Source organism: Allobosea sp. CS1GBMeth4 (assembly GCF_900185715.1).
In the GTDB taxonomy this organism is placed as follows: Bacteria; Pseudomonadota; Alphaproteobacteria; order Rhizobiales; family Beijerinckiaceae; genus Allobosea.
This window is the reverse complement of sequence record NZ_FYAS01000025.1, coordinates 158,020-178,322: the sequence shown is the minus strand read 5'-3', so window position 1 is coordinate 178,322 and position 20,303 is coordinate 158,020. Positions and strand designations below refer to the sequence as shown.

Below are 20,303 nucleotides of genomic sequence, written 5' to 3'. Positions count from 1 at the left end.
ATGGATCCGCTGGCGGAACTCAAGCAGACCTTCTTCCAGGAGTGCGAGGAGCTCCTCGGCGCCCTGGAACAGAAGCTCCAGGCCCTCGACGAAGGCTCGAGCGACCCGGAAGACGTCAACGCCGCCTTCCGCGCCATCCACTCGATCAAGGGCGGCGCGGGGGCTTTCGGCTGCACCGAGCTCGTCGGCTTCGCCCATGTCTTCGAGGCGGCGCTCGACCATCTGCGCTCCGGCCGCGTCGCGCTGGAAGACGCGCCCTTCACCCTGTTCCTGCGCTGCTCGGACGCCGTCGCCGATCTGGTCGCCGCCGCTCGCAACGACGAGACCGCGCCGGTGCGCCCGGACCTGCTGGCGGCGCTCGAGCAGGTCGGGCAGGCCAAGCCCGCCGCTCCGGCCGCTCCGCCTGCGGTCGTTCCGCCCGCGCCGGCGGCGCCCGTGGCCGCTCCTGCGGCCGACGCCCCGCCCGGCATCGCCGCGCTCGGCAACCTCCTCGCCATGGTCGACGCCAAGATGGGGGCGCCGGCGCCCGCGGCTCCGGCTGCGACCGCGGCCAATGACGGCTGGGACGACGACGAGCCGGCCGCCGCGGCGCCGGTCCGCCGGCCCGGGCGCGACGTGCGCGTGAAGATCACGCCGGAGGCCGACCTGTTCCGCCGGGTGATCGAGCCGCGCGTAGCGATCGGCATCCTGCCGGCCGACGAGGTCGTCTCGGTCAGCTGCGATCTCAGCCAGGTCCCGCCGCTCGAGACGCTCGACGTCACCGATTGCCATATGCGCTTCACGGTGATGCTGCGCACCGAGCTTTCGGCCGAGGAGATCGTCTCCAAGTTCGACTTCACCCTCGCCAACGAGGAGTTCGAGGTCGAGGTGCTCGGCGAGGCCGTGCCGGAAGCCGCGCCGGTGCCCGCGCCAGCGGCCGCGCCGGAAGTGCCGCAGACCGTCGCGGCCGACCTCTCGGCGATCCTCGCGCGGCTCGGGCCGGCTCCCGAGGCCGCGCCGCAGCCGGACATCCAGCCCGCAGCCCCGGCAGCGGCCGCGCCGGCCGCAGCTCCGGCTCCGGCGCAGCCGCGCCCGCCGGTGCGCCCGGCGGCCAACGACGCCGCTGCGCGCCAGCGCCAGGCCGTGAGCGTGCGTGTCGACCTCGACCGCATCGACCGGCTGATGAACCTCGTCGGCGAGATCGTCATCACCCAGTCCATGCTGGTCGAGTGCGTGCGCTCGCTGCCCTACGACGTCTACGCCAAGACCGCCGAAGGCATCCTGACCCTGTCGCGCCAGACGCGCGAATTGCAGGACCATGTCATGGCGGTGCGGGCGCAGCCGGTGAAAGCGGTGTTCCAGCGCATGCCGCGCCTGGTGCGCGAGCTGGCGCAGGCGCTCGGCAAGGAGGCCAAGCTCGTCCTCGAAGGCGAGAACACCGAGGTCGACAAGACGATCATCGAGGAGCTCGCCGACCCGCTGACCCACATGATCCGCAACTCGATGGATCACGGGCTGGAGACGCCGGACGAGCGGGTCGCCGCCGGCAAGCATCCCGAGGGCACGATCAAGCTGGTCGCGGAGCATCGCGCCGGGCGTATCGTCATCAGCGTCACCGACGACGGCCGCGGCATCAACCGCGAGCGCCTGCTGAGCAAGGCCCGCTCGCGCGGGCTTGTGGGCGCCGACGAGAGACTCGCGCCGGAGGAGATCGACCAGCTGATCTTCGCCGCCGGCCTCTCGACCGCGGACGCGGTCAGCGACATCTCGGGGCGCGGCGTCGGCATGGACGTGGTGCGCCGAAACGTCGAATCGCTCGGCGGCCGCATCAGCGTCGATTCCGAGCCGGGCCGCGGCTGCAAGTTCACGCTCGCTCTGCCGCTCACGCTCGCCGTGCTCGAGGGCATGGTGATCCGCTGCGGCGACGACCGCTACGTCATCCCGATCGCGAGCGTGATCGAGACGCAGCACCTCGCCAACACGCCGATCGAGCACCTGACCTTCGGCCAGGAAGTGCTGCGCTGGCGCGGCGAGATCACGCCGCTCCACCGGCTGGGCGCGGTGATGGGCTCGGCCGGCGCACGCGACGAGAACATCATCATCATCGCGGAGACGGAGCGGGGCGGCAATGTCGGCATCGCCGTCGACGAGATCGTCGGCCAGCAGCAGGTCGTCGTGAAGAGCCTCGAATCGAACTACGGCGCGGTCGCCGGCGCCTCGGCCGCGACCATCCTCGGCGACGGCCTGGTCGCGCTCATCCTCGACGTCGACTCGATGCTGCGCGTGGCGGCTTCGGGCGCCCGTCACCCCGCTCCCGAACTCAAACTGGCTGGATGAACCATGTCCCTGCAACTCGGCGAGAAGCACTTCACCTCGGCGCAGCCTGAGTCCGCCGCGCGCCGCATCGTCACCTTCCGGGTCGGCGACCGCACCTTCGGCATCGACGTCGGCATGGTCCGCGAGATCAAGGGCTGGCAGGCGACGACGCCGCTGCCGCATGCGGCCCCGCATGTGCGCGGCGTGCTCAACCTGCGCGGCGTCATCCTCGCGGTCTACGACCTGCGCACCGCGATCGGGCTCGGCACCACGGAGGCGACGGCGACACATGTGATCGTGGTCGTCGATGTCGAGGACAAGACCGCCGGCCTGCTGGTCGACTCGGTCTCGGACATCGTCGACGTGCCGGTCAGCGCGGTCAGACCGGCGCCGGACCTGGAGCGCGACGAGCACGGGCTGATCGAGGGGCTCGTCCTGCTCGACACCGAGATCGTCGCCCTGCTCGACCTCGCCGCGGTGATCCGCGACGGCGGCGACAACCAGGACAAGCAGCTGCGCGTCGCCTGAGACTCCGGCGGCCATGTCCGGCCGCGCCCAGCCGGAGTCCCGAAGGATGCCCCGGATCGCCTGAGAGAAACCAGAACACCTGATGAGCCAGCTGGGCGCCTTCTCGAAACTCTCGGTCAAGCTGCCGGCGCTGTTCGCCGGCGGCGCCGCCGTTTCGGGCGGGCTCGTCGCGTTCGCCGCGCAGCAGAGCGCGGCCGCCCGGCTCGGCGCCCTCGGCCTGTCCAGCCAGCAGGCCGACGCCGCGCTGTCCGGGCTCGCCGGCGCGGCCCTGCCTTTCGGCGCGGCCGGCATCGCCCTCGCCGCCGGCCTGGGCTGGTTCGTCGCCCGCTCGCTGGCGCGGCCGGTCACTGCGCTGCGCGAGGGCATGGAGAAGCTCAACGGCGGGGCGGCCGACGCGGTGCCGGACCTCGCCCGCCGCGACGAGATCGGCGAACTGGCGCGGGCGCTGCGCCAGGTCCAGGAGAGCGCGATCGAAGCCGGGCGCATCCGCGCCGCGCTCGACGGCTGCCGGACCGCGATCATGGTCTGCGACGGGCAGGGCCGCGTCGTCTACGTCAACAAGTCGCTGCTCGCATTCTTCAGCGAGGCGCAGGAGGATTTCCGCGCCGCCTTCCCCGGCGTCTCCGCCAAGGACATGCTCGGCAAGGTGCTCGAGCTGTTCGCCGGTCCGCACGGTGTTCCCGAGGCACGCACGATGCGCGTCCCGCTCGGCCGGCGCATGGTCGCGCTGACGCTGACGATCATGACTCAGGCGGACGGGCAGCGGCTCGGCGCGACGATCGAATGGCGCGAACTGACCGAGGAGCTGCGTGCGGCCGAGGAGGTCGCGGCCGTGGTCGCCGCCGCCGCCGGGGGCGATTTCTCGCAGCGCGTGCCGCTCGCGGGCAAGCCGGAGGGCCTCCAGCGCATCGCCGAGGGCGTGAACGAGATCAACGCGATCGTCGAGGCCGCCACGGGCGAGCTCGCCGCCGTGCTGTCGGGCCTCAGCGAGGGCGACCTGAGCGGGCGCGTCGACGGTGCCTATGACGGGCGGCTCGGCGAGCTGAAGAGCGGGCTCAACCAGACCCTGGCGCGGCTGACGCAGACCGTCTCCGGCATCCAGGATGCGGCGGCGCATATCGCCGCGGCCGCCGTCGAGATCAAGGCCGGCGCAAGCGACCTGGCCGGGCGCACCGAGCAGTCCGCCGACAGCCTGGAGGCGACGGCGGCGACGACGGCCCAACTCGCGGCCTCGATCGGCACCAGCGCGGCGCGCTCCCGCGCAGCGACCGAGCTCGCCGGCGAGGCGATGGCGGTGGCCGGCAGAGGACAAGAGGCCGTGGCCGAGACGATCGAGGCGATCGGACGGATGGAGCAGTCCTCGGCGCGCATCGCCGAGATCGTCTCCGTGATCGACGGCATCGCCTTCCAGACCAATCTCCTGGCGCTGAACGCGGCGGTCGAGGCCGCGCGTGCCGGCGAGGCCGGCAAGGGTTTCGCGGTGGTGGCGAGCGAGGTGCGCACCCTGGCGCAGCGCTCGGCGACGGCCGCCAAGGACATCAAGGGCGTGATCACCCATTCCAGCGCGCAGGTCGCCGAGGGTGTGCGGCTGGTGCGCCGCACCGGCGAGACGCTCGGCCGGATCGTCACGGCGGTGGAGCAGGTCTCGGCGACGGTGGCCGAGATCTCGCAGGCGAACGCCGCCCAGGCCGGCGACGTCGCCGCGGTGGGCCGCTCGGTCGCGGCGCTGGACGAGACGACGCAGCAGAACGCGGCGCTGGCCGAGCAGAGCGCCGGCGCGGCCGCGGGCCTCGCCGGGCAGATTCAGGCGCTGCGCGATCTCGCAAACGTCTTCCGGCTCGAACGGCCGCCGGTTCCTGCGCGGCCGCTGCCGGCGGAGCCGGCCGGCCTGCGCCAGACGGCCGCGCCGGCGAGCGAGCCGCGGCGCCTGCCGAACCGCCAGGACACCCGTTCAACCGAAGCCCGCCCCGTCACTCCGCGCCGCCGCGTCGCCGGCGGCGGCCGGATGGACGAATGGGCGGAGTTCTAGTTTCGTCACGTCAGGGCCCGAGCATGCTTGCGCCGCAACCCGTCCAGTCGGACACCTCGCTGAGCCGGGAAGACATGGGCTTCGTGGCCAAGCTGGTCTACGAGCATGCCGGCATCGTCATCCGCGAGCACAAGGAGGCGATGGCGCGCGGGCGGCTGGCGCGGCGCGTCAAGGTGCTGGGCCTGGGCTCGATCGCGGAATACTGCGCCTATCTGCGCACCCCGGCGGCGGCCGACGAGATCCCCGAGCTGATCAACGCCGTCACCACCAACCACACCGCCTTCTTCCGCGAGCGGCACCATTTCGACCATCTGCGCAAGGACGTGCTGCCGCATCTGGTGCAGGAGCGCGCCGGGCGGCGCGGGCGCATCCGGATCTGGTCGGCGGCCTGCTCGTCGGGCGAGGAGCCCTACAGCATCGCCGCGATCGCGCGCGACGTGATCGGCCACCGCGGCGATCTCGACTTCAGGATCCTGGCGACCGACATCGACACCGACATCCTCGACCGTGCGGCGGCCGGGCAATATCCGGCCGAGCAGTTCGAGCGGCTGCCGCCGGATCTGCGCCCGCTGCTCAAGCTGGAGGGGCAGAACGCCCGCGGCGAGGTCCGCATCGCCGAAGACCTGAAGCGGCTGATCGCCTTCAGGCGGCTGAACCTGATCGAGAGCTGGCCGATGAAGGGGCCGTTCGACGTGATCTTCTGCCGCAACGTCTTCATCTATTTCGACACGCCGACCAAGGCCGCGATCCTCGACCGCTATGTCGCCCTGCTGCAGCCAGGCGGCTTCCTCTATCTCGGCCACTCCGAATCCCTGCCGCAGCCGCATCCCCAGCTCAGGCTGATCGGCCGGACCATTTACGAACGTACGCCATGAGTCTCGTTCCATGAGCCTTGCCCGATCCTCACGGCGCTATTTCGATCCGCGCTTCAACGCGACCATCATCACCGTCGCGCCGGGCGAGCACGAGATCACCTCGGCCAAGGACGAGATCGTCGCCACCGTGCTCGGCTCCTGCGTCTCGGTCTGCCTGCGCGATCCGCAGGTCGGCGTCGGCGGGCTCAACCATTTCCTGCTGCCGAAGAACAATGGCGGCGCCGATGCCAGCGCCGGCGAGCGCTATGGCGACACCGCCATGGAGGTGCTGATCAACGGGCTGATGAAGCGCGGCGCCAGGCGCAGCAACCTCGAGGCCAAGGTCTTCGGCGGCGCGCGGGTGCTCTCGGGGGCGACGATGCTCGCGATCGGCGAGGGCAACATCAACTTCGTCAACGACTTCCTCGCGCGCGAGGGGATTCCGGTGGTCTCCAGGGATGTCGGCGGCACGCGCTCGCGCCGCATCCACTACCAGCCCTCGACCGGGCGCGCCTGGGTCCAGCACGTCCAGCAGGCGGCGCGCGATCCCGAGCGCGAGCAGGAGATCGCTTACCTCAACCGTCTCAAGACCCAGCCGGTCGCCGGTGAAGTGGAGATCTGGTGATGAGCTCAATGACACCGTCCGCCGGCCCGGTGAAGGTCCTCGTCGTCGACGATTCCGTGCTGATGCAGAAGCTGATGACGCAGATCGTCAACTCGACGCCGGGCTTCCAGGTGATCGGCGTCGCCGGCAGCGCCGAGGAGGGCTGGGACGCGATCCAGGAGTTGCGCCCGGACATCCTGACGCTCGACCTGGAGCTCCCCGGCCGGCACGGTCTCAAGCTGCTGGCGCGGGTGCTGAAGCAGGACCCGCTTCCGGTGCTGATCGTCTCGGCCTTCGGCGGGCCGGGCGCCGACAACACCATCCAGGCGCTGGAGCTCGGCGCCATCGACTTCATCGAGAAGCCGGACGGGGCGACGCATACGCTCGAAGGCTTCATGAAGCATGTCGCCGCGGCGCTGCAGCGCGCCTCGGCGAGCCGGCGGATGCTGGCGGCGGCGCGGGAGCTCGCCGTCCAGCAGCGGACGGCGGCGGCCGCACCTGCGCGCCCGATCGCCGCGCCAGTCCCGGCGGCCCATGGCAAGGTCTCGCTGATCGCGATCGGCGCCTCGACCGGCGGCGTGCCGGCGGTGCAGACGGTGATGCGCGACGCCGCGCATCTGCGCCTGCCGATCGCGGTGGTCCAGCACATGCCGGCGGGCTACACCGCCAAGTTCGCCGCCAGGCTCGCGGCCGCGACCGGGCTCGATGTGCGCGAAGCCAGCGACGGCGACCGGCTGCGCCCCGGCATGGCGGTGGTGGCCCCGGGCGGCTCGAAACATCTCGAGATCGAGGAGCGGCGCGGCGAGCTCGTCTGCCTGCTCAGGGAAGCGCCGCTGGTCAGCGGTCACTGCCCGTCGGTGGACGTGATGTTCCATTCGGTCGCCCGCTCGGCCGGCGCGCAGGCGATCGGCGTGCTGCTCACCGGCATGGGCCGGGACGGCGCAGACGGTTTGTTAGCCATGCGCAAAGCCGGGGCCGCGACGTTAATCCAAAGTGGCGAGACCTGTGTGGTAAACGGGATGCCGAAAGCCGCGTTCGAATTGGGCGCCGCCGAAAGGGTCATACCGCTCGACCAGATCGGAGGAGCCATCGCGGGGTTGCTGGGCGAACGTCCGCAGCAGCGCACCGCATAGATCGTCGCGCGCCCGAACGGACGCGGTCACGATGGTCTATCGCATTGTTATCGCATCGGATCCTTCCGAGGGATGGATTCCACTTTTCGGTCCGATGCCGAAGGAGAGTGCCATGTCAAAGGCGAGAAGCGACTACCGCATCCTCGTGGTCGACGACCAGAAGAGCATGCGCGGGCTTGCGACCTATTTCCTCAAGCAGATCGAGTTCCAGGACATCGACGAGGCGGAGAACGCCCGCGAGGCCCTGATGAAGATGCAGACCAAGCGCTACGATCTGCTCCTGCTCGACTGGAACATGGACGGGATGAGCGGCATCGACCTGCTGCGCGCCATCCGCTCGGTGCCGGAGCTCAACCAGATCAAGATCATCATGGCGACCTCGGAGCGCTCGGTCGACAAGATGGACGAGGCGACCAGCAACGGCGCCGACCATTACGTCGTCAAGCCCTACGAGCTGCGCGACCTCGAAGTGCGGGTGAAGAAGGTGCTGGCCTGCTGAGCCGGGCTGCCTCGCGACGACGATCGACGCCCCGGCCGCCACCGGGGCGTTTCCGTTTCCGCTCGCGGATATCTTACTTTGCGGGGAGCGCCGTAAAGGGCTAGCCTGACGCAGCCGCGGAGCCCGCCCATGCGCTTCCATCGTCGCCAGTTCCTCGCCTCCCTCGTCCTCGCCCCCGCCGCTCCGGCGCTCGCCGCGCAGGGCGACGGCAACGCTTATTCCTTCAGCTTCGACCGGGCGGAGGGCGGGCGCATCCCGCTCTCGGCCTATCGCGGCAAGCCGGTCCTGATCGTCAACACGGCGACGCAATGCGGCCTCGCCGGGCAGTTCGCCGGGCTGGAACAGCTCTGGCTGCGCTATCGCGAGCGCGGCCTCGTCCTGATCGCGGTGCCGAGCAATGATTTCGGCGGGCAGGAGCCGCTCGACGGCGCGGCGATCGCGGCGGCGGTGCGGCAGAGCCATGGCGCGAGCTATCCGATCACGCAGAAGAGCGCGGTGCGCGGGCCGCAGGCCCATCCGTTCTATCGCTGGGCCGCCAGCCAGCGCCCGAGCGAGCTGCCGAGCTGGAACTTCCACAAATACCTGATCGGGCGCGACGGCAGCCTGGTCGGCAGCTTCGGCTCGCGCAGCGATCCGCTCTCGCCCGAGCTGATCCGCGCGATCGGGCAGGAGCTGGAGAAGGGCTGAGCCCTATCCGTCATTGCGAGCACAGTGAAGCAATGACGAAGCGGCAAACGCCCTCACTTGCGGGCGTAGACGTCCTCGATGCGGACGATGTCGTCCTCGCCGGTATAGCTGCCGACCTGGACCTCGATCAGCTCGAGCCCGATCTTGCCGGGGTTCCTCAGCCGGTGCGTGCAGCCGATCGGCAGGTAGACCGACTCGTTCTCGTGGACGAAGCTGACCTTGCCGTCGAGCGTGACCTCGGCGGTGCCGCGGACGACGACCCAGTGCTCGGCGCGGTGGAAATGCTTCTGCAGGCTGAGCTGGCCGCCTTCCTTGACGTGGATGTGCTTGACCTGGAAGCGGGCGCCGATGTCGATGCGCTGATACCAGCCCCAGGGCCGGTAGATGCGCAGGTGCTCGCTGGCCTCGGGGCGGCCCTCCGCCTTCATCTGCTCGACGAGCGTCTTGACCTGGCCGGACGCGGCCATCGAGGCGACGAGCACGGCGTCGCGGGTCGAGACCACGACGACGTCGTCGAGGCCGATCACCGTGGTCAGCACCTCCTCGCTGCGGATCAGCGAGCGGCGGGTGTCGAGCGCGACCGCCGGGCCCTCCAGCACGTTGCCGTTCTCGTCCTGCGGCTTGATGGCGTGGATCGAATCCCAGGAGCCGACATCCGACCAGTCGAAGGAGGCGGCGAGCATGCCGGCATGGGCGGTGCGCTCCATCACGGCGTAGTCGATCGAGATCTTGGTCGCCTTGGCGAAACTCTCCGGATCGAGCCGCAGGAAGTCGAGATCGCGGCTGGCCTTGTCCACCGCCGCCTCGGCGGCCGAGAGGACGGCCGGCGCGTAGCGGGCGAGCTCCTCGCGCATCGTCCGGGCGGAGAACAGGAAGTTGCCGCTGTTCCAGAGATAGCCTTCGGCGAGGTATTGCGTCGCGAGATCGAGCTTCGGCTTCTCGACGAAGCGCGCGAGGCGGCTGGCGCCCGGCTCGGACAGGGCCTCGCCGGGAGCGAGATAGCCATAGGCGGTCGAGGGATGGGTGGGCTTGATGCCGAGCGTCATGATCAACCCGGTCGCGGCCAGCGTCGCGGCGCGCTGGCAGTCCCGGCGGAAGGCTTCGGCGTCGCCGACGACATGATCGGACGCGAGCGCGACGCAGACCGCCTCGGGATCGCGCCTGGCCGCCATCACCGTGCCGACCGCGATCGCCGCGGCCGAATCGCGCCGCTCGGGTTCGAGCACGATCTCGCCCTTGATGCCCAGCGTCAGCATCTGCTCGGCGGCGATGAAGCGGAAATCGTTGTTGGTGATGACGATCGGCGCGCCGAAGGCCGGACCGACCAGGCGCTGCAGCGTCGCCTGGAAGGTCGAGAGGCCCTCGTCCAGCAGCGGGATGAACTGCTTCGGCATGGTGTCGCGCGAGAGCGGCCAGAGCCGCGTGCCGGAGCCGCCGGCCATTACGAGGGGAATGATCTTCGAAGCCATGAAGCTGTTCCGGCGGACACTGATCCGCCGAGTCCTACCGCACCGAAGCTACCATCCGATAAACGCTCATTGGGGAGGGTCGTGGTATCGGTCGAGGTATTGTTCACCCTTTCGGCTTCTGCCCCGGCCGGAACGCCGCGACCACCGCCGGGTCGGTCTCCAGATACGGACCCTCGATCAGGTCGATGCAATAGGGGATGGCCGGCATCACCGCGTCGAGGCATTCGGCGATGGCGCGCGGGCGGCCGGGCAGGTTGACGATCAGCGTCCTGCCGCGGATGCCGGCGAGCTGGCGCGAGAGGATCGCGGTCGGCACCTTGGCGAGGCTGACCTGGCGCATCAATTCGCCGAAGCCGGGCATCGGCTTGTCGATCACGTCCTCGGTGGCCTCGGGCGTGACGTCGCGCGGGGCGGGGCCGGTGCCGCCGGTGGTGACGATCAGGCAGCAGCCTTCCGCGTCGGCGAGCTCGATCAGGGTCCGCGCGATGCCCTCGCGCTCGTCGGGGATGATACGCGAGACCGCCTCCCAGGGGCTCACCAGCGCTTTCGTCATGTAGTCGACGATCGCCGGACCGCCTTCGTCGGCATAGATTCCGGCCGAGGCGCGGTCGGAGACGGTGACGATGCCGATCTTCGCTGGTGACGCCATGGCTGGTCCTCAAACCTGGTAGAAGTCGCGATACCAGCGCACCATGCGGCCGATGCCATCGGCGAGCGGGGTATGCGGGCGGAAGCCGACGGCCGCCTCGAGCGCCGAGACGTCGGCGGCGGTGCGCAGCACGTCGCCGGGCTGGCGCGGCTTCATCTCCATCACCGCCTTCCGGCCGACCGCCTGCTCGATTGTCGCGATGAACTGCATCAGCGGCACGGGGGCGGAATTGCCGATATTGTAGAGCCGCCAGGGCGCCGATGAGGTCGCGGGGCCGGGCTCGTCGCTCGACCAGGCGGGGTCGGGCGCGGCGATGTGGTCGAGCACGCGCACGACGCCCTCGACGATATCGTCGACATAGGTGAAGTCGCGCTCGTGGCGGCCTTCGTTGAAGACCTCGATCGGCTCGCCGGCGATGATCTTCCGGGTGAAGATCATCGGGGCCATGTCGGGCCGGCCCCAGGGGCCATAGACGGTGAAGAAGCGCAGGCCCGTGGTCGGCAGCCCGTAGAGATGGCTGTAGGCGTGGGCCATGCCCTCGTTCGCCTTCTTGGTCGCGGCGTAGAGGCTGACCGGGTGGTCGACATTGTCCTCGACGCGGAAGGGGGTTCGGGTGTTGGCGCCGTAGACCGAGCTCGACGAGGCATAGACGAGGTGCTCGATGCCATTGCGCCGGCAGCCCTCCAGCACATGGCCGAAGCCGGTGAGGTTGGAATCGAGATAGGCCTGCGGATTGTCGATCGAGAAGCGCACGCCGGCCTGGGCGCCGAGATGGACGACGCGCTCGAAGCGCCCCTCGGCGAAGAGCCTCGCCATGCCGTCGCGGTCGGCGAGGTCGAGCTTCTCGAAGCTGAAGCGGTTGTGGCCGGCGAGCCGCGCGAGCCGCGCCTGCTTCAGGGCGGGATCGTAATAGTCGTTGAGGTTGTCGATGCCGACGACCTCGTCGCCGCGTTCGAGCAGAACCCGGGCTGTCTCGTTGCCGATGAAGCCGGCAGCCCCCGTCACCAGAACGCGCATGATCCTCCTCGCGCCGCTCGCGCCGTTTCGTCCATCGTCTATCGAGCAGCGCGCGGCCCCGGTCAACGCGGGGGCTCGCGGGCCGCGCCACGATCTGCTAGCGCCGCGGCATGCCCGCCGCGTCGACCACGCCCGTCCTGGACCAGCCCATCCGCGGCCGTGGCTTCGCGGCGACCTTCGCCGCGGCCGTCGCGGGCGTGCTGCTGTCGACGGCCGCCGCGACGGTCTGGCGCGACCCGTTCTGGATCTTCCGCGCCGCGCCGCCCTGGACACAGGACGGGGCCGGGGCGAGCCGCCTGCTCGACACGCAGATGCGCCGCGTCAAGCCGCTGCAGATCGCCGGTCTGCGGCCGGGCACGCTGCTGATCGGCTCCTCGGTGGTCTATCGCGGGCTCGATCCGCGCGACCTCGAGCCGGGGCTGCCGCAGCCGGCCTACAATGCCGGCCTTTCGTCGCTGATGGGCGAGGAACTGCCCGTGCTGGCGGCGCTCGCGCGCGACGTCGGGAGCATCCGGCGTGTCGTCATCGGGCTCGACTACTTCATGTTCACGCGGCTGGTGCCGCCTCCGCCGCTGCGGCCGGAGATTGCGAGCGCGCTGGGGCGGGCCGAGATGCGCCTGAAGCTGATGTTCAACTCCGAGGCGCCGGAGAACCTGCTGGGCGGCGGGCAGCGGCGCAGCGAGCCCGGTCTCTGGCGCAGCGACGGCTTCAAGTCGACGCCGGATTTCGACGCCGCGCTGACCCGCAAGGTCGCGGCGGCGCAGGACATCGCCGCGATGGCCTATGAGCCCGGACGGCTCGCGGCGCTCGACGCCGCGCTCGGCCGTCTGCGCGGGCTCGACATCGCACTCTATCTCTCGCCTGTGAGCGGGGCGCAGCTCGTCTTGCTCGCGCAGGGCGGCCGGCGGGCCGAGTTCGAGCGCTGGCGGGCGGATGCCGCCGCGTTGGCGCGCCGCCACGGCTTCGTTCTGCACGATCTTTCGACCGGCCACCCTTTCACCGATTTCGACCCGGAGATGGGCTCGTCGCGCTTCTGGATCGACAATGTCCACTTCAAGCCGGAGGTCGGGCGCTGGGTGCTGGCCCGGCTCGGCCTCGCCTCAGGCGCGGTCGCGCCAGCGCCTTAGCCGCCTACGCGCCGAGGCCGCGAGCCTGGGCAGGAACGCGGACGCGCCGGCGAGCGCGACGATGGCGTTCGCCATGTCCTGGCGCTCGGCCCAGGGATAGGCGGACGGGTCGACCCGGTCGCCGGCGCCGCTGTCGAGACGGAACGGGCGGCCGGCGGCGAAATCGCTGCGCAGCATCTCGATCGCCAGCGCTCGGCCGGGCGAGAGCCTGGCCTTGCCCTCGTCATAGGCGATCTTGAGGAAATGCGCCTGCCCGGCGAGGTCGAGCAGCAGGCCGCCGGCGATCGGCGCTCCGTCCAGCCGGAGCAGGTCGACGCGGACCGCGTCCGCTGCGGCGAAGTTGCGGACGATCGCGCGGATATAGCCGGCGTCGCGCGGCAGGTTCGCGAGCGCGGTGCCGCCGCGCCCCTTCCAGCCGGCGGCCTCGAGCGCGAGGAACTCATCCAGTGCGGCGAGGGCGTCCTCGCCACGATGGCGCTGATAGAGCAGCGCACCGGCCCTCTCGAGCTGGCGATGCTGCTGCATGCGCTTCTTGTGGCCCTGGCCGAGGGCGCGGCGCAGATAGCGCTCGGCATCCTCTCCCGGTCTCGGGACGAGCAGCGGCCGCCGCCACCGCTCATAGAGCGCAATCGTGCTGCCGGTCACGGCCAGCGCGGCCGCGATGGCGGCGTAGACCGGACCCTGCACGGGAAGCAGCGGCAGCTTCAGGATCTTCGGCAGATCGGGCGCGTCGACGATGGCTCGCAGCAGCGCCACGGCGGCGTCCCCGGCGCGCTCGCGGTCGAGAACCGGGGCCGAGGAGACCTCGTAGAGCGGCACCAGCGGCGCTTCGAGGACCGGCACGAGCCCGCTGCGCAGGCCGCGCGCGCGGCGCAGCGCCCAGAGGCCGAGCAGGCGTTCGTCCTGCGGGTCGTGGGCCGCGAGGACGACGATGTCCTCGCTTGCGACGCCGAAGCTCGGCGCGGCGGCGACGGCCGCAGGCGCCATGTGCAGATTGGGCGCATCGGCGCGGCGGCAGAGATCGGCGAAGGTTTCGGCATAAACTGCGCCATAGGTCCCGGCCGGGAGGCGGCGGACCGAAACGGATGCGGTCATGGCTGTGGGCCGCCGGCCCGGCGGCGCAGGCCGAGCACGAAGGCGATCACCTGCGCGGTCGCGAGATAGAGCTCCTCGGGAATGGTGTCATCGAGCTCGACGGCCGAGAGCGCCTGCGCCAGCGCGGCGTTCTGCTCGACCGCGACGTCGTGCTCGCGCGCGGTCTCGACGATCTTCTCGGCGACCACGCCATGGCCCTTGGCGGTGACGCGCGGCGCGCCCTGGCCGTCATATTCGAGCGCGACCGCGAGTGGCAGGGGCTGGCTCACGAGCGGCGGTCCAGGAACTGGCCGGCGCTCGCCCTGGCGGGCTGCGGATGGCCGGTGAAGACCTCGAACTCGGCGCTGTCGAAGCGCGACCGGAGCAGCGAGGTCTCCAGTTCGGGCGTTGCCTGGCGCAGCAGGCGGCTGGTGCCCTCGCGCTCGGCCCAGAGGGAGACGCCGACGGCGCGGCCCTGCAGCGTCACCACGCCCTGGAGTGCGCCGAGCGGCTCGACATCGAGCGCGAAGCGCACGCGCCAGAGCGGCGCCTCGGGCGCGGCGGAGCCGGATTGCGGCGGATCGCGCTCGATCTCGAGCGGCAGCACGGCGGTGCCGGTGGCGAGGGCGAGCGGAATCTCGGTGAGCCAGCGCACCGGGGGCTGCTGATCATGGCGGGTGGCATCCGGCGGCAGCGAGGCGTATTGGGCGAGCGCGATGCGATCGAGCGCCGCCTCGGCCTGGCCGAACAGCGCCTGCGCGATCGCGGCCGGCCGCGCCGCCGAGCTCAGGCTCGGCTCGGCCGCGGGTTGCGGTGTCAGCAGCCCGTCGCGCGGCGGGGCCGGGCGCGCCCTGGCCGGGGCCGGTGCAGCCCCATCCTGCCCGGCGGCGGCAGGCGTAGCCGGAGGCCGCAGCGGCGGGCCCTCGCGCGTGGCCTCGCCCGGTAGCGGCGACCGCGTCGCCGGCGCGGCCTCGACGGCGGGCTTCAGCAGATCGCGCAGGCTCAGCAGGGCGGCCTTCAGGTCGCTCCGGGGTGTCGGGGCCTCGCCGGCCGCCTGCCGGGCCTCGAGGAAGACGCCGGAGCGGGCGATGGCCGCCCTCAGCGCTTCGGCGGTGACGGGTCTGGTCCCGGCCGGCAGGCGCTGGGCGAGAATCTGGTCGACCAGTGCCATCAGCGGCTTCGGCAGGGTGAGCGCGACCGTCCCCTGCGCCAGGCTGCCGAGATTGGCGAAGAGCGGGGCGAGGCTGTCCTGCCGCCCCAGCGCCGCGCCGAGCAGCGGGCCGGCGATGGCGCGGGGCGAGGCGGCAAGGGCGGCCTGGGGCGCGACGGCCGGCGACGATGCGGAACGGCCGGTCAGCGCGGGACCGCTCCCGGCCGCCTGAGTCGCGGTGGCGGTGGCCGTCGCCGGCCCCGGGGACGAAGGGCTCCCCGGCGGCGGAGCGGCGGCCGGCTGCCAGTCCGGCGTTGCCATGGCGATGCCCTCGGCCGGCGCCGGACGAATGCCGACCAGGGTCGCCTGCAGCGGCGCGCCAGGCTCGGCGGGCGGGGCGAGCCTGAGCTGAAGCCCCGCGCCCGGCTGCAGCGCGGCCTGCCTGGCCTCGGGGCCGGCGAGGACGAGCGCGACCTTGACGCCGTTGACCAAAGCGGTGGCGTTGCCGTCGCCGTCGAGCGAGACGAGCCTGGCCTCGACGGTCTTGCCGGCGGCGAGGCCGCCATTGCCGCCCAGCGCCGCGAGCAGGGTCGCGAGGCTCTGGCTCTTGGCGAGCGCGGCGAATTGCGCCGGATCGGGCGTGATGGCGGCCATCGCGGCAGCCTGCCACGAAATGTTAAGGATTTTCTTGCGCCGGGCAGCATTGCGCCTGCGGCGCTGGTGCGGGAGCCGGCTCTGCGGCAGGCTCGCCCGGCTGTTCTGGAGACATCGCCATGGATTATCGCGCGCTCGGCCGCTCCGGCCTCAAGGTTTCGCCGCTCTGCCTGGGCACGATGATGTTCGGCGCACAGACCGAGGAGGCGCAGGCGCGCGCGATCATCGACAGCGCCGCCGAGGCCGGCATCAACTTCATCGACACCGCCGACGTCTATGCGGAAGGCCGCTCGGAGGAGATCACCGGGCGCGCCATCGCCGGCAACCGCCATGGCTGGGTGCTGGCGACCAAGGCGGCGAACGCGATGGGCGACGGGCCGAACCAGCGCGGCCTCTCGCGCAAATGGCTGCTCGAGGCCTGCGACGCCAGCCTGAGACGGCTCGGCACCGATTTCATCGACATCTACTACCTGCACAAGGAGGACCACGAGACGCCGCTCGCCGAGACGGTACGCGCGATCAGCGACCTCGTGCGGGCCGGCAAGATCCGCTATTTCGGCGTCTCGAACTATCGCGGCTGGCGCGTCGCCGAGATCTGCCGGCTCTGCGACGCGCTCGGCATCGACCGGCCGGTGGTGAGCCAGCCCTATTACAATGCGATGAACCGCATGCCCGAGGTCGAACACCTGCCGGCCTGCGGCTATTACGGGCTCGGCGTCGCCAGCTATTCGCCGCTGGCGCGCGGCGTGCTGACGGCGAAATACGAGCCCGGCCAGGCGCCGCCGGAAGGCACCCGCGCCGGCCGCGCCGACAAGCGGATCATGCAGACCGAGTGGCGCGAGGAATCGCTGGTGATCGCCCGCACCATCCGCGACCATGCCGCGGCGCGCGGGCTGACGCCGGTGCAGTTCGCGGTCCGCTGGGTGCTGAACAACACGCTGCTGACCGCGGCCGTGGCGGGCCCGCGCACCATGGAGCAGTGGCAGGGCTATCTGTCGGCCCTCGACGCAGATTTCACCGCCGAGGACGAGGCTCTGGTCGATTCTCTGGTGCCGGCGGGCCACCCCTCGACGCCGGGCTACAGCGACCCGGCCTATCCGCTGGAAGGGCGGGTGGCGCGGACGGGGTGACGATCGGACCGCACCTGCCCGTCATTGCGAGGAGCGTAGCGACGAAGCAATCCAGGGAGCGGCAGGGCGCAGTGGCAAGTCCCACTGGATTGCTTCGCTGCGCTCGCAATGACGTACGCCGCCTTCAAGGATGCAGCTTCAGCCCCTTGATCGCCTTGTCGACGCCCTTGCGCTCGCCATGCAGCGCGATGCCGACGAGGTCGAGCGCCTCCGTGGGCACGGCCTCGACCGCGGCGCGGTTGGCCTCGTCATGGCCGGTCGCGAACAGGTCGCGGGTGTAGAGCGAGGGCGTGAGGCCCGCTTCGCCGGCCCGCCGCAGCACGCGGGCGAGGTCGGCGGAGGTGGCGGCGAAGATCAGGATCGGCTGGCGCACCAGCGGGCCGTAGACCTTGCCGGAGGCGTCGCGGTAGGCTCGCCCGCCGAGCTCCGGCGCGGCGGCGACCAGCCCGCCGGCGAGGAAGGCGGTGACGTTGAGCTTCTGCCAGGCGGCGAGCTCCTCATGGACGACGATGGCGATCTTGGTGTCGAAGCGCATGCCGACAGCGATAGGACCCGATCCGGCGGCCGGTCTTGAACGTTCGTGCGCGACCGTCTCGCCCGGCGACTGGATCCGCGGCGCGCCGGACGGGCAGGGGCCGGAGCGGATCGAGGCCTTCTTCAGCGGCCATGCCTATGACACGCACCGGCACGACACCTATGCGATCGGCTACACGATCAGCGGGGTGCAGAGCTTCGACTATCGCGGCGCACAGCGCGATTCGACGCCGGGCGACCTGATCGTGCTGCATCCGGACGAATTGCATAACGGCCGGGCCGGGATCGAGAGCGGCTTCCGCTATCGCATGGCCTATGTCGAGCCCGGGCTGATCATGGCGGCACTCGCCGGGCGGGCCGCCGCGATGCCCTTCATCGGCAACGCCGTCTGCCGCGACGGCAGCCTGATGCGGGCTCTGGTCGCCCTGCTGGGCGATGTCGAGCACGCGCTGGAGCCGCTGGAGCGCGATGCCGCGGTCGGCGCGCTGGCGGAGGCGCTGCTGCGGCTCGATCCGTCCTGCGCGCTCGATGGCGCGGAGACGCCGGCGATGCGGGCCTGCGAACGCGCGCGCGATTTCCTGAGCGAGAGCCGGGACGAGGCGGTCGATTCCACCATGCTGGAGGCGGTCACCGGGCTCGACCGCTATGCGCTGGCGCGGCAGTTCCGCCGCCGCTACGGCACGAGTCCGCATCATTACCTGGTGATGCGCCGGCTGGAGCGGGCGCGACTGCTGATCCGGCGGGGCGAGACCCTGGCCGAGGCCGCGGCAGCCAGCGGCTTCGCCGACCAGAGCCACATGACCCGGCATTTCCGCCGTGCCTATGGCCAATCGCCCGGACGCTGGCGGGCGATGCAGGTGGGCGGCGTGCCGGCAGCCGCCTGAGCCCGGCTCAGTTCATCACGCAGAAACCGCCGACCACCACCTGCGAGCGGCACCAGATGCGCGGCTCCGCCGGCTCTCCGCGGCGCAGGCCGCTCGCTTCGGCCGCAGCAATGGCTGCGGGAGAGGCGATATGGAGAGGCTGGGGTGTGGCGGCGGCGCTCTGCGTCTGGCGGCTGCGCAGCGTCGGCGTCATCACGGCATGAGAGCCGTCACGCTGGGGCTGGGTTGCGGTCGCGCCATGCGAGCGGCCGCCGCCGGAGCGGAGCTTGGCGGCTTCGGCGCTCGCCGGCAGCAGGATGGCGGCGAGGAGGGCGGCGGCGAGAGGGCGGATCATGCCAGGCTCCATGGCTCGGCCCGACTGTGCCAGAGCGAGCCTGCCCAGCCCAGCAAAGCCTCGGATCAGGCTGAGCAAGGGATTAAGCGGATGTCCGTCGAACCGGGCGTCCTTCCGGGCTCAGGCCTTCGGCCTGCCCCGGAAAGTCGGTGCGGTTCCCTTCGCGGGATATGCGCTTTCTGTCGGCATCCCCGTCAATCCGTCCCAGGCCGCCATCGCTCCTTGCGCCACCGCCTCGAGTTCGGCGCGGGTGGCGCCGTCGCGGGCGCGGATCGACATGCCCTGCTGCACCGTGACGTAGAAGGAGGCGATGGCGGCGGGATCGCAACTCGCCGGCAATTCGCCCCGGCCGATCGCGGCGCGCAGCCGCGTCTCCAGAATCCCCTGCATCTCGGCGCGGACGTCGCGCAGGGCACGGCTCGCCTCCTCGCTGGTGCCGGCGGCGTGGACGACGGAGAGCACGACCATGCAGCCGGCCGGCTTGCCGGGGCGGGTGAAGAGCGCGGCCGAGCGCATCAGATAGGTCCCGATCGCCTCCCGGACGCTCGGCGCAGCGGCGATGGCGGCGGCCAGCTCGGCGCCGTCCCCTGCCTCGTAGAGCGCCATCGCCTCGCGGTAGAGCGCCTCCTTGCTGCCGAAGCAGGCGTAGAGGCTCGGCGCATTGATGCCCATCGCCGCAGTGAGCTCGCTCATCGCGGCGCCCTGGAATCCCTTCTCCCAGAACAGCAGCATCGCCTGCCGCAGGGCCTGTTCCCTGTCGAAAGCGCGCGGGCGGCCACGCTCGGCCATGGTTCTCACCTTTCTGTATCGAGCGATAAATAAATCCCTTGACGCTCCGGGGCAAGCGCGCCACCTATATATGTATCAATCATTACAAATATAGGTGATGCATGACGAGACTGGCGGGCAAGACGGCCCTGGTCACCGGTGGAAGCCGCGGCATCGGCGCGGCGACGACCCTCAGGCTGGCGCAGGACGGGGCGGATGTGGCGCTGACCTATGAGCGCGCCCGCGACAGGGCCGAGGCGGTGGCTGCGCAGGTCGGGGCGCTCGGCCGCAGGGCCGTGGTGCTGCAGGCGGACAGCGCCGACCCGGCGGCGCTGACGGCGGCCGTCGACAAGGCGGCGGCCGAGCTCGGCGGGCTCGACATCCTCGTGAACAATGCCGGCATCTGGCACTATGGCGAGGTCGGCAGCTGGGGTCTCGACGAGATCGACAAGGTCATCGCGGTGAATGTCCGGGCCGTGATCGTCGCCTCTCAGGCGGCGGCAAGGCATCTGCGGGATGGCGGGCGGATCATCACCACCGGCTCGTGCCTCGCCGAGCGCGTGACGGAGCCGGGCATCGCGCTCTATGCGATGAGCAAGGCGGCGCTGATCGGCTTCACCAAGGGCCTCGCCCGCGATCTCGGCCCGCGCGGAATCACCGTGAACATTGTCCATCCCGGCTCGACCGACACCGACATGAACCCGGCCGACGGCGACCATGCCGAGGCGCAGCGCCGGCGCATGGCGATCCCGCGCTTCGGCGAGGCGCGGGATATCGCCGGCCTCGTCGCCTATCTCGCGAGCGAGGAGGGGCGCTTCATCACCGGCGCGGGGATCGCGATCGACGGCGGGGTGAATACGTAAGCGGTCGCCTTCGACCCACAG

General features: G+C 71.2%; 21 protein-coding genes. 12 read left to right on the top strand and 9 right to left on the bottom strand.

What is annotated here, in order from left to right; translation table 11 throughout:
- From CS1GBM4_RS14565 to CS1GBM4_RS14530, 8 genes are all read left to right on the top strand, one after another.
- A complete protein-coding gene (locus CS1GBM4_RS14565) occupies nt 1–2,316 on the top strand; it encodes a chemotaxis protein CheA (protein WP_186419450.1) in 2,316 nt (771 codons plus the stop codon).
- A 3-nt stretch (nt 2,317–2,319) separates the two neighbouring features.
- Nucleotides 2,320–2,823 carry a chemotaxis protein CheW gene (locus CS1GBM4_RS14560; RefSeq protein ID WP_186419449.1) on the top strand — a complete coding sequence of 168 codons (504 nt, stop codon included), beginning with the start codon at nt 2,320–2,322 and terminating at the stop codon, nt 2,821–2,823.
- 82 nt (nt 2,824–2,905) lie between these two features.
- Nucleotides 2,906–4,852 carry a methyl-accepting chemotaxis protein gene (locus tag CS1GBM4_RS14555; RefSeq protein WP_186419448.1) on the top strand — a complete coding sequence of 649 codons (1,947 nt, stop codon included), beginning with the start codon at nt 2,906–2,908 and terminating at the stop codon, nt 4,850–4,852.
- A gap of 23 nt (nt 4,853–4,875) precedes the next feature.
- On the top strand, nt 4,876–5,727 hold the full coding sequence (locus tag CS1GBM4_RS14550) for a protein-glutamate O-methyltransferase CheR (protein WP_244607233.1): 852 nt from the start codon (nt 4,876–4,878) through the stop codon (nt 5,725–5,727).
- Nucleotides 5,728–5,737: 10 nt separating this feature from the next.
- Complete coding sequence (locus tag CS1GBM4_RS14545) at nt 5,738–6,331, top strand: chemoreceptor glutamine deamidase CheD (RefSeq protein WP_186419447.1); 594 nt, start codon at nt 5,738–5,740, stop codon at nt 6,329–6,331.
- Nucleotides 6,331–7,443, top strand: coding sequence for a chemotaxis-specific protein-glutamate methyltransferase CheB (gene cheB, locus CS1GBM4_RS14540; RefSeq protein WP_186419446.1), 1,113 nt, complete (start codon nt 6,331–6,333; stop codon nt 7,441–7,443). The genes CS1GBM4_RS14545 and cheB overlap by 1 nt, the downstream gene beginning before the upstream one ends.
- A 112-nt stretch (nt 7,444–7,555) precedes the next feature.
- Nucleotides 7,556–7,942: a response regulator gene (locus tag CS1GBM4_RS14535; RefSeq protein WP_057190857.1), complete on the top strand. Its 387-nt coding sequence runs from the start codon at nt 7,556–7,558 to the stop codon at nt 7,940–7,942.
- A 129-nt stretch (nt 7,943–8,071) separates the two neighbouring features.
- On the top strand, nt 8,072–8,629 hold the full coding sequence (locus tag CS1GBM4_RS14530; RefSeq protein WP_186419445.1) for a glutathione peroxidase: 558 nt from the start codon (nt 8,072–8,074) through the stop codon (nt 8,627–8,629).
- A 53-nt stretch (nt 8,630–8,682) separates the two neighbouring features.
- Here CS1GBM4_RS14530 and CS1GBM4_RS14525 read toward each other — a convergent pair whose 3' ends face one another.
- From CS1GBM4_RS14525 to CS1GBM4_RS14515, 3 genes are all read right to left on the bottom strand, one after another.
- The gene (locus CS1GBM4_RS14525; RefSeq protein ID WP_186419444.1) at nt 8,683–10,098 is read right to left on the bottom strand and encodes a mannose-1-phosphate guanylyltransferase/mannose-6-phosphate isomerase; all 1,416 of its coding nucleotides are present in this window, start codon (nt 10,096–10,098) and stop codon (nt 8,683–8,685) included.
- 103 nt (nt 10,099–10,201) lie between these two features.
- Nucleotides 10,202–10,747 carry a molybdopterin adenylyltransferase gene (mog, locus tag CS1GBM4_RS14520; RefSeq protein WP_186419443.1) on the bottom strand — a complete coding sequence of 182 codons (546 nt, stop codon included), beginning with the start codon at nt 10,745–10,747 and terminating at the stop codon, nt 10,202–10,204.
- 9 nt (nt 10,748–10,756) lie between these two features.
- Nucleotides 10,757–11,764, bottom strand: a complete 1,008-nt coding sequence (locus CS1GBM4_RS14515) for an NAD-dependent epimerase (RefSeq protein ID WP_186419442.1) — start codon at nt 11,762–11,764, stop codon at nt 10,757–10,759.
- A 110-nt stretch (nt 11,765–11,874) separates the two neighbouring features.
- Here CS1GBM4_RS14515 and CS1GBM4_RS14510 point away from each other — a divergent pair, with 110 nt between their 5' ends.
- Nucleotides 11,875–12,891 (top strand): hypothetical protein, encoded by a 1,017-nt coding sequence (locus CS1GBM4_RS14510; RefSeq protein ID WP_186419441.1) that lies wholly within the window; start codon nt 11,875–11,877, stop codon nt 12,889–12,891.
- On the opposite strand, the gene CS1GBM4_RS14505 is transcribed toward CS1GBM4_RS14510, so the two are convergent.
- The 3 genes from CS1GBM4_RS14505 to CS1GBM4_RS14495 are packed head-to-tail and all read right to left on the bottom strand — an operon-like array spanning nt 12,865 to nt 15,769.
- Entirely contained in the window at nt 12,865–13,986 is a 1,122-nt protein-coding gene (locus tag CS1GBM4_RS14505; RefSeq protein WP_186419440.1) for a GNAT family N-acetyltransferase, read from the bottom strand. The two genes, CS1GBM4_RS14510 and CS1GBM4_RS14505, sit on opposite strands and share 27 nt — an antisense overlap.
- Nucleotides 13,983–14,255: an EscU/YscU/HrcU family type III secretion system export apparatus switch protein gene (locus CS1GBM4_RS14500; protein WP_186419439.1), complete on the bottom strand. Its 273-nt coding sequence runs from the start codon at nt 14,253–14,255 to the stop codon at nt 13,983–13,985. The genes CS1GBM4_RS14505 and CS1GBM4_RS14500 overlap by 4 nt, the downstream gene beginning before the upstream one ends.
- On the bottom strand, nt 14,252–15,769 hold the full coding sequence (locus CS1GBM4_RS14495) for a flagellar hook-length control protein FliK (protein WP_186419438.1): 1,518 nt from the start codon (nt 15,767–15,769) through the stop codon (nt 14,252–14,254). Before CS1GBM4_RS14495 ends, CS1GBM4_RS14500 begins: the two co-directional genes overlap by 4 nt.
- 119 nt (nt 15,770–15,888) lie before the next feature.
- On the opposite strand from CS1GBM4_RS14495, the gene CS1GBM4_RS14490 reads away from it, so the two are divergent.
- The gene (locus CS1GBM4_RS14490) at nt 15,889–16,899 is read left to right on the top strand and encodes an aldo/keto reductase (protein ID WP_186419437.1); all 1,011 of its coding nucleotides are present in this window, start codon (nt 15,889–15,891) and stop codon (nt 16,897–16,899) included.
- 124 nt (nt 16,900–17,023) lie between these two features.
- Here CS1GBM4_RS14490 and CS1GBM4_RS14485 read toward each other — a convergent pair whose 3' ends face one another.
- Nucleotides 17,024–17,434 (bottom strand): DUF2000 family protein, encoded by a 411-nt coding sequence (locus CS1GBM4_RS14485; RefSeq protein ID WP_186419436.1) that lies wholly within the window; start codon nt 17,432–17,434, stop codon nt 17,024–17,026.
- Between CS1GBM4_RS14485 and CS1GBM4_RS14480 the strand changes: the two genes are divergently transcribed.
- Nucleotides 17,433–18,317: an AraC family transcriptional regulator gene (locus CS1GBM4_RS14480; RefSeq protein ID WP_186419435.1), complete on the top strand. Its 885-nt coding sequence runs from the start codon at nt 17,433–17,435 to the stop codon at nt 18,315–18,317. The genes CS1GBM4_RS14485 and CS1GBM4_RS14480 overlap by 2 nt on opposite strands.
- Before the next feature lie 7 nt (nt 18,318–18,324).
- On the opposite strand, the gene CS1GBM4_RS14475 is transcribed toward CS1GBM4_RS14480, so the two are convergent.
- Both CS1GBM4_RS14475 and CS1GBM4_RS14470 read right to left on the bottom strand, forming a co-directional pair.
- Entirely contained in the window at nt 18,325–18,651 is a 327-nt protein-coding gene (locus CS1GBM4_RS14475; RefSeq protein WP_186419434.1) for a hypothetical protein, read from the bottom strand.
- 120 nt (nt 18,652–18,771) lie between these two features.
- Nucleotides 18,772–19,440, bottom strand: coding sequence for a TetR/AcrR family transcriptional regulator (locus tag CS1GBM4_RS14470; protein WP_186419433.1), 669 nt, complete (start codon nt 19,438–19,440; stop codon nt 18,772–18,774).
- A gap of 101 nt (nt 19,441–19,541) precedes the next feature.
- Between CS1GBM4_RS14470 and CS1GBM4_RS14465 the strand changes: the two genes are divergently transcribed.
- On the top strand, nt 19,542–20,282 hold the full coding sequence (locus tag CS1GBM4_RS14465) for an SDR family oxidoreductase (protein ID WP_186419432.1): 741 nt from the start codon (nt 19,542–19,544) through the stop codon (nt 20,280–20,282).
- The last annotated feature ends 21 nt before the right edge of the window (nt 20,283–20,303 follow it).

Excerpts from the sequence above, each read along its gene's own strand:
- CS1GBM4_RS14565 (WP_186419450.1), top strand. The coding sequence starts at position 1 with ATGGATCCGCTGGCGGAACTCAAGCAGACCTTCTTCCAGGAGTGCGAG.
- CS1GBM4_RS14560 (WP_186419449.1), top strand. The coding sequence starts at position 2,320 with ATGTCCCTGCAACTCGGCGAGAAGCACTTCACCTCGGCGCAGCCTGAG.
- CS1GBM4_RS14555 (WP_186419448.1), top strand. The coding sequence starts at position 2,906 with ATGAGCCAGCTGGGCGCCTTCTCGAAACTCTCGGTCAAGCTGCCGGCG.
- CS1GBM4_RS14550 (WP_244607233.1), top strand. The coding sequence starts at position 4,876 with ATGCTTGCGCCGCAACCCGTCCAGTCGGACACCTCGCTGAGCCGGGAA.
- CS1GBM4_RS14545 (WP_186419447.1), top strand. The coding sequence starts at position 5,738 with ATGAGCCTTGCCCGATCCTCACGGCGCTATTTCGATCCGCGCTTCAAC.
- cheB (WP_186419446.1), top strand. The coding sequence starts at position 6,331 with ATGAGCTCAATGACACCGTCCGCCGGCCCGGTGAAGGTCCTCGTCGTC.
- CS1GBM4_RS14535 (WP_057190857.1), top strand. The coding sequence starts at position 7,556 with ATGTCAAAGGCGAGAAGCGACTACCGCATCCTCGTGGTCGACGACCAG.
- CS1GBM4_RS14530 (WP_186419445.1), top strand. The coding sequence starts at position 8,072 with ATGCGCTTCCATCGTCGCCAGTTCCTCGCCTCCCTCGTCCTCGCCCCC.
- CS1GBM4_RS14525 (WP_186419444.1), bottom strand. The coding sequence starts at position 10,098 with ATGGCTTCGAAGATCATTCCCCTCGTAATGGCCGGCGGCTCCGGCACG.
- mog (WP_186419443.1), bottom strand. The coding sequence starts at position 10,747 with ATGGCGTCACCAGCGAAGATCGGCATCGTCACCGTCTCCGACCGCGCC.
- CS1GBM4_RS14515 (WP_186419442.1), bottom strand. The coding sequence starts at position 11,764 with ATGCGCGTTCTGGTGACGGGGGCTGCCGGCTTCATCGGCAACGAGACA.
- CS1GBM4_RS14510 (WP_186419441.1), top strand. The coding sequence starts at position 11,875 with ATGCCCGCCGCGTCGACCACGCCCGTCCTGGACCAGCCCATCCGCGGC.
- CS1GBM4_RS14505 (WP_186419440.1), bottom strand. The coding sequence starts at position 13,986 with ATGACCGCATCCGTTTCGGTCCGCCGCCTCCCGGCCGGGACCTATGGC.
- CS1GBM4_RS14495 (WP_186419438.1), bottom strand. The coding sequence starts at position 15,769 with ATGGCCGCCATCACGCCCGATCCGGCGCAATTCGCCGCGCTCGCCAAG.
- CS1GBM4_RS14490 (WP_186419437.1), top strand. The coding sequence starts at position 15,889 with ATGGATTATCGCGCGCTCGGCCGCTCCGGCCTCAAGGTTTCGCCGCTC.
- CS1GBM4_RS14480 (WP_186419435.1), top strand. The coding sequence starts at position 17,433 with ATGCCGACAGCGATAGGACCCGATCCGGCGGCCGGTCTTGAACGTTCG.
- CS1GBM4_RS14485 (WP_186419436.1), bottom strand. The coding sequence starts at position 17,434 with ATGCGCTTCGACACCAAGATCGCCATCGTCGTCCATGAGGAGCTCGCC.
- CS1GBM4_RS14475 (WP_186419434.1), bottom strand. The coding sequence starts at position 18,651 with ATGATCCGCCCTCTCGCCGCCGCCCTCCTCGCCGCCATCCTGCTGCCG.
- CS1GBM4_RS14470 (WP_186419433.1), bottom strand. The coding sequence starts at position 19,440 with ATGGCCGAGCGTGGCCGCCCGCGCGCTTTCGACAGGGAACAGGCCCTG.
- CS1GBM4_RS14465 (WP_186419432.1), top strand. The coding sequence starts at position 19,542 with ATGACGAGACTGGCGGGCAAGACGGCCCTGGTCACCGGTGGAAGCCGC.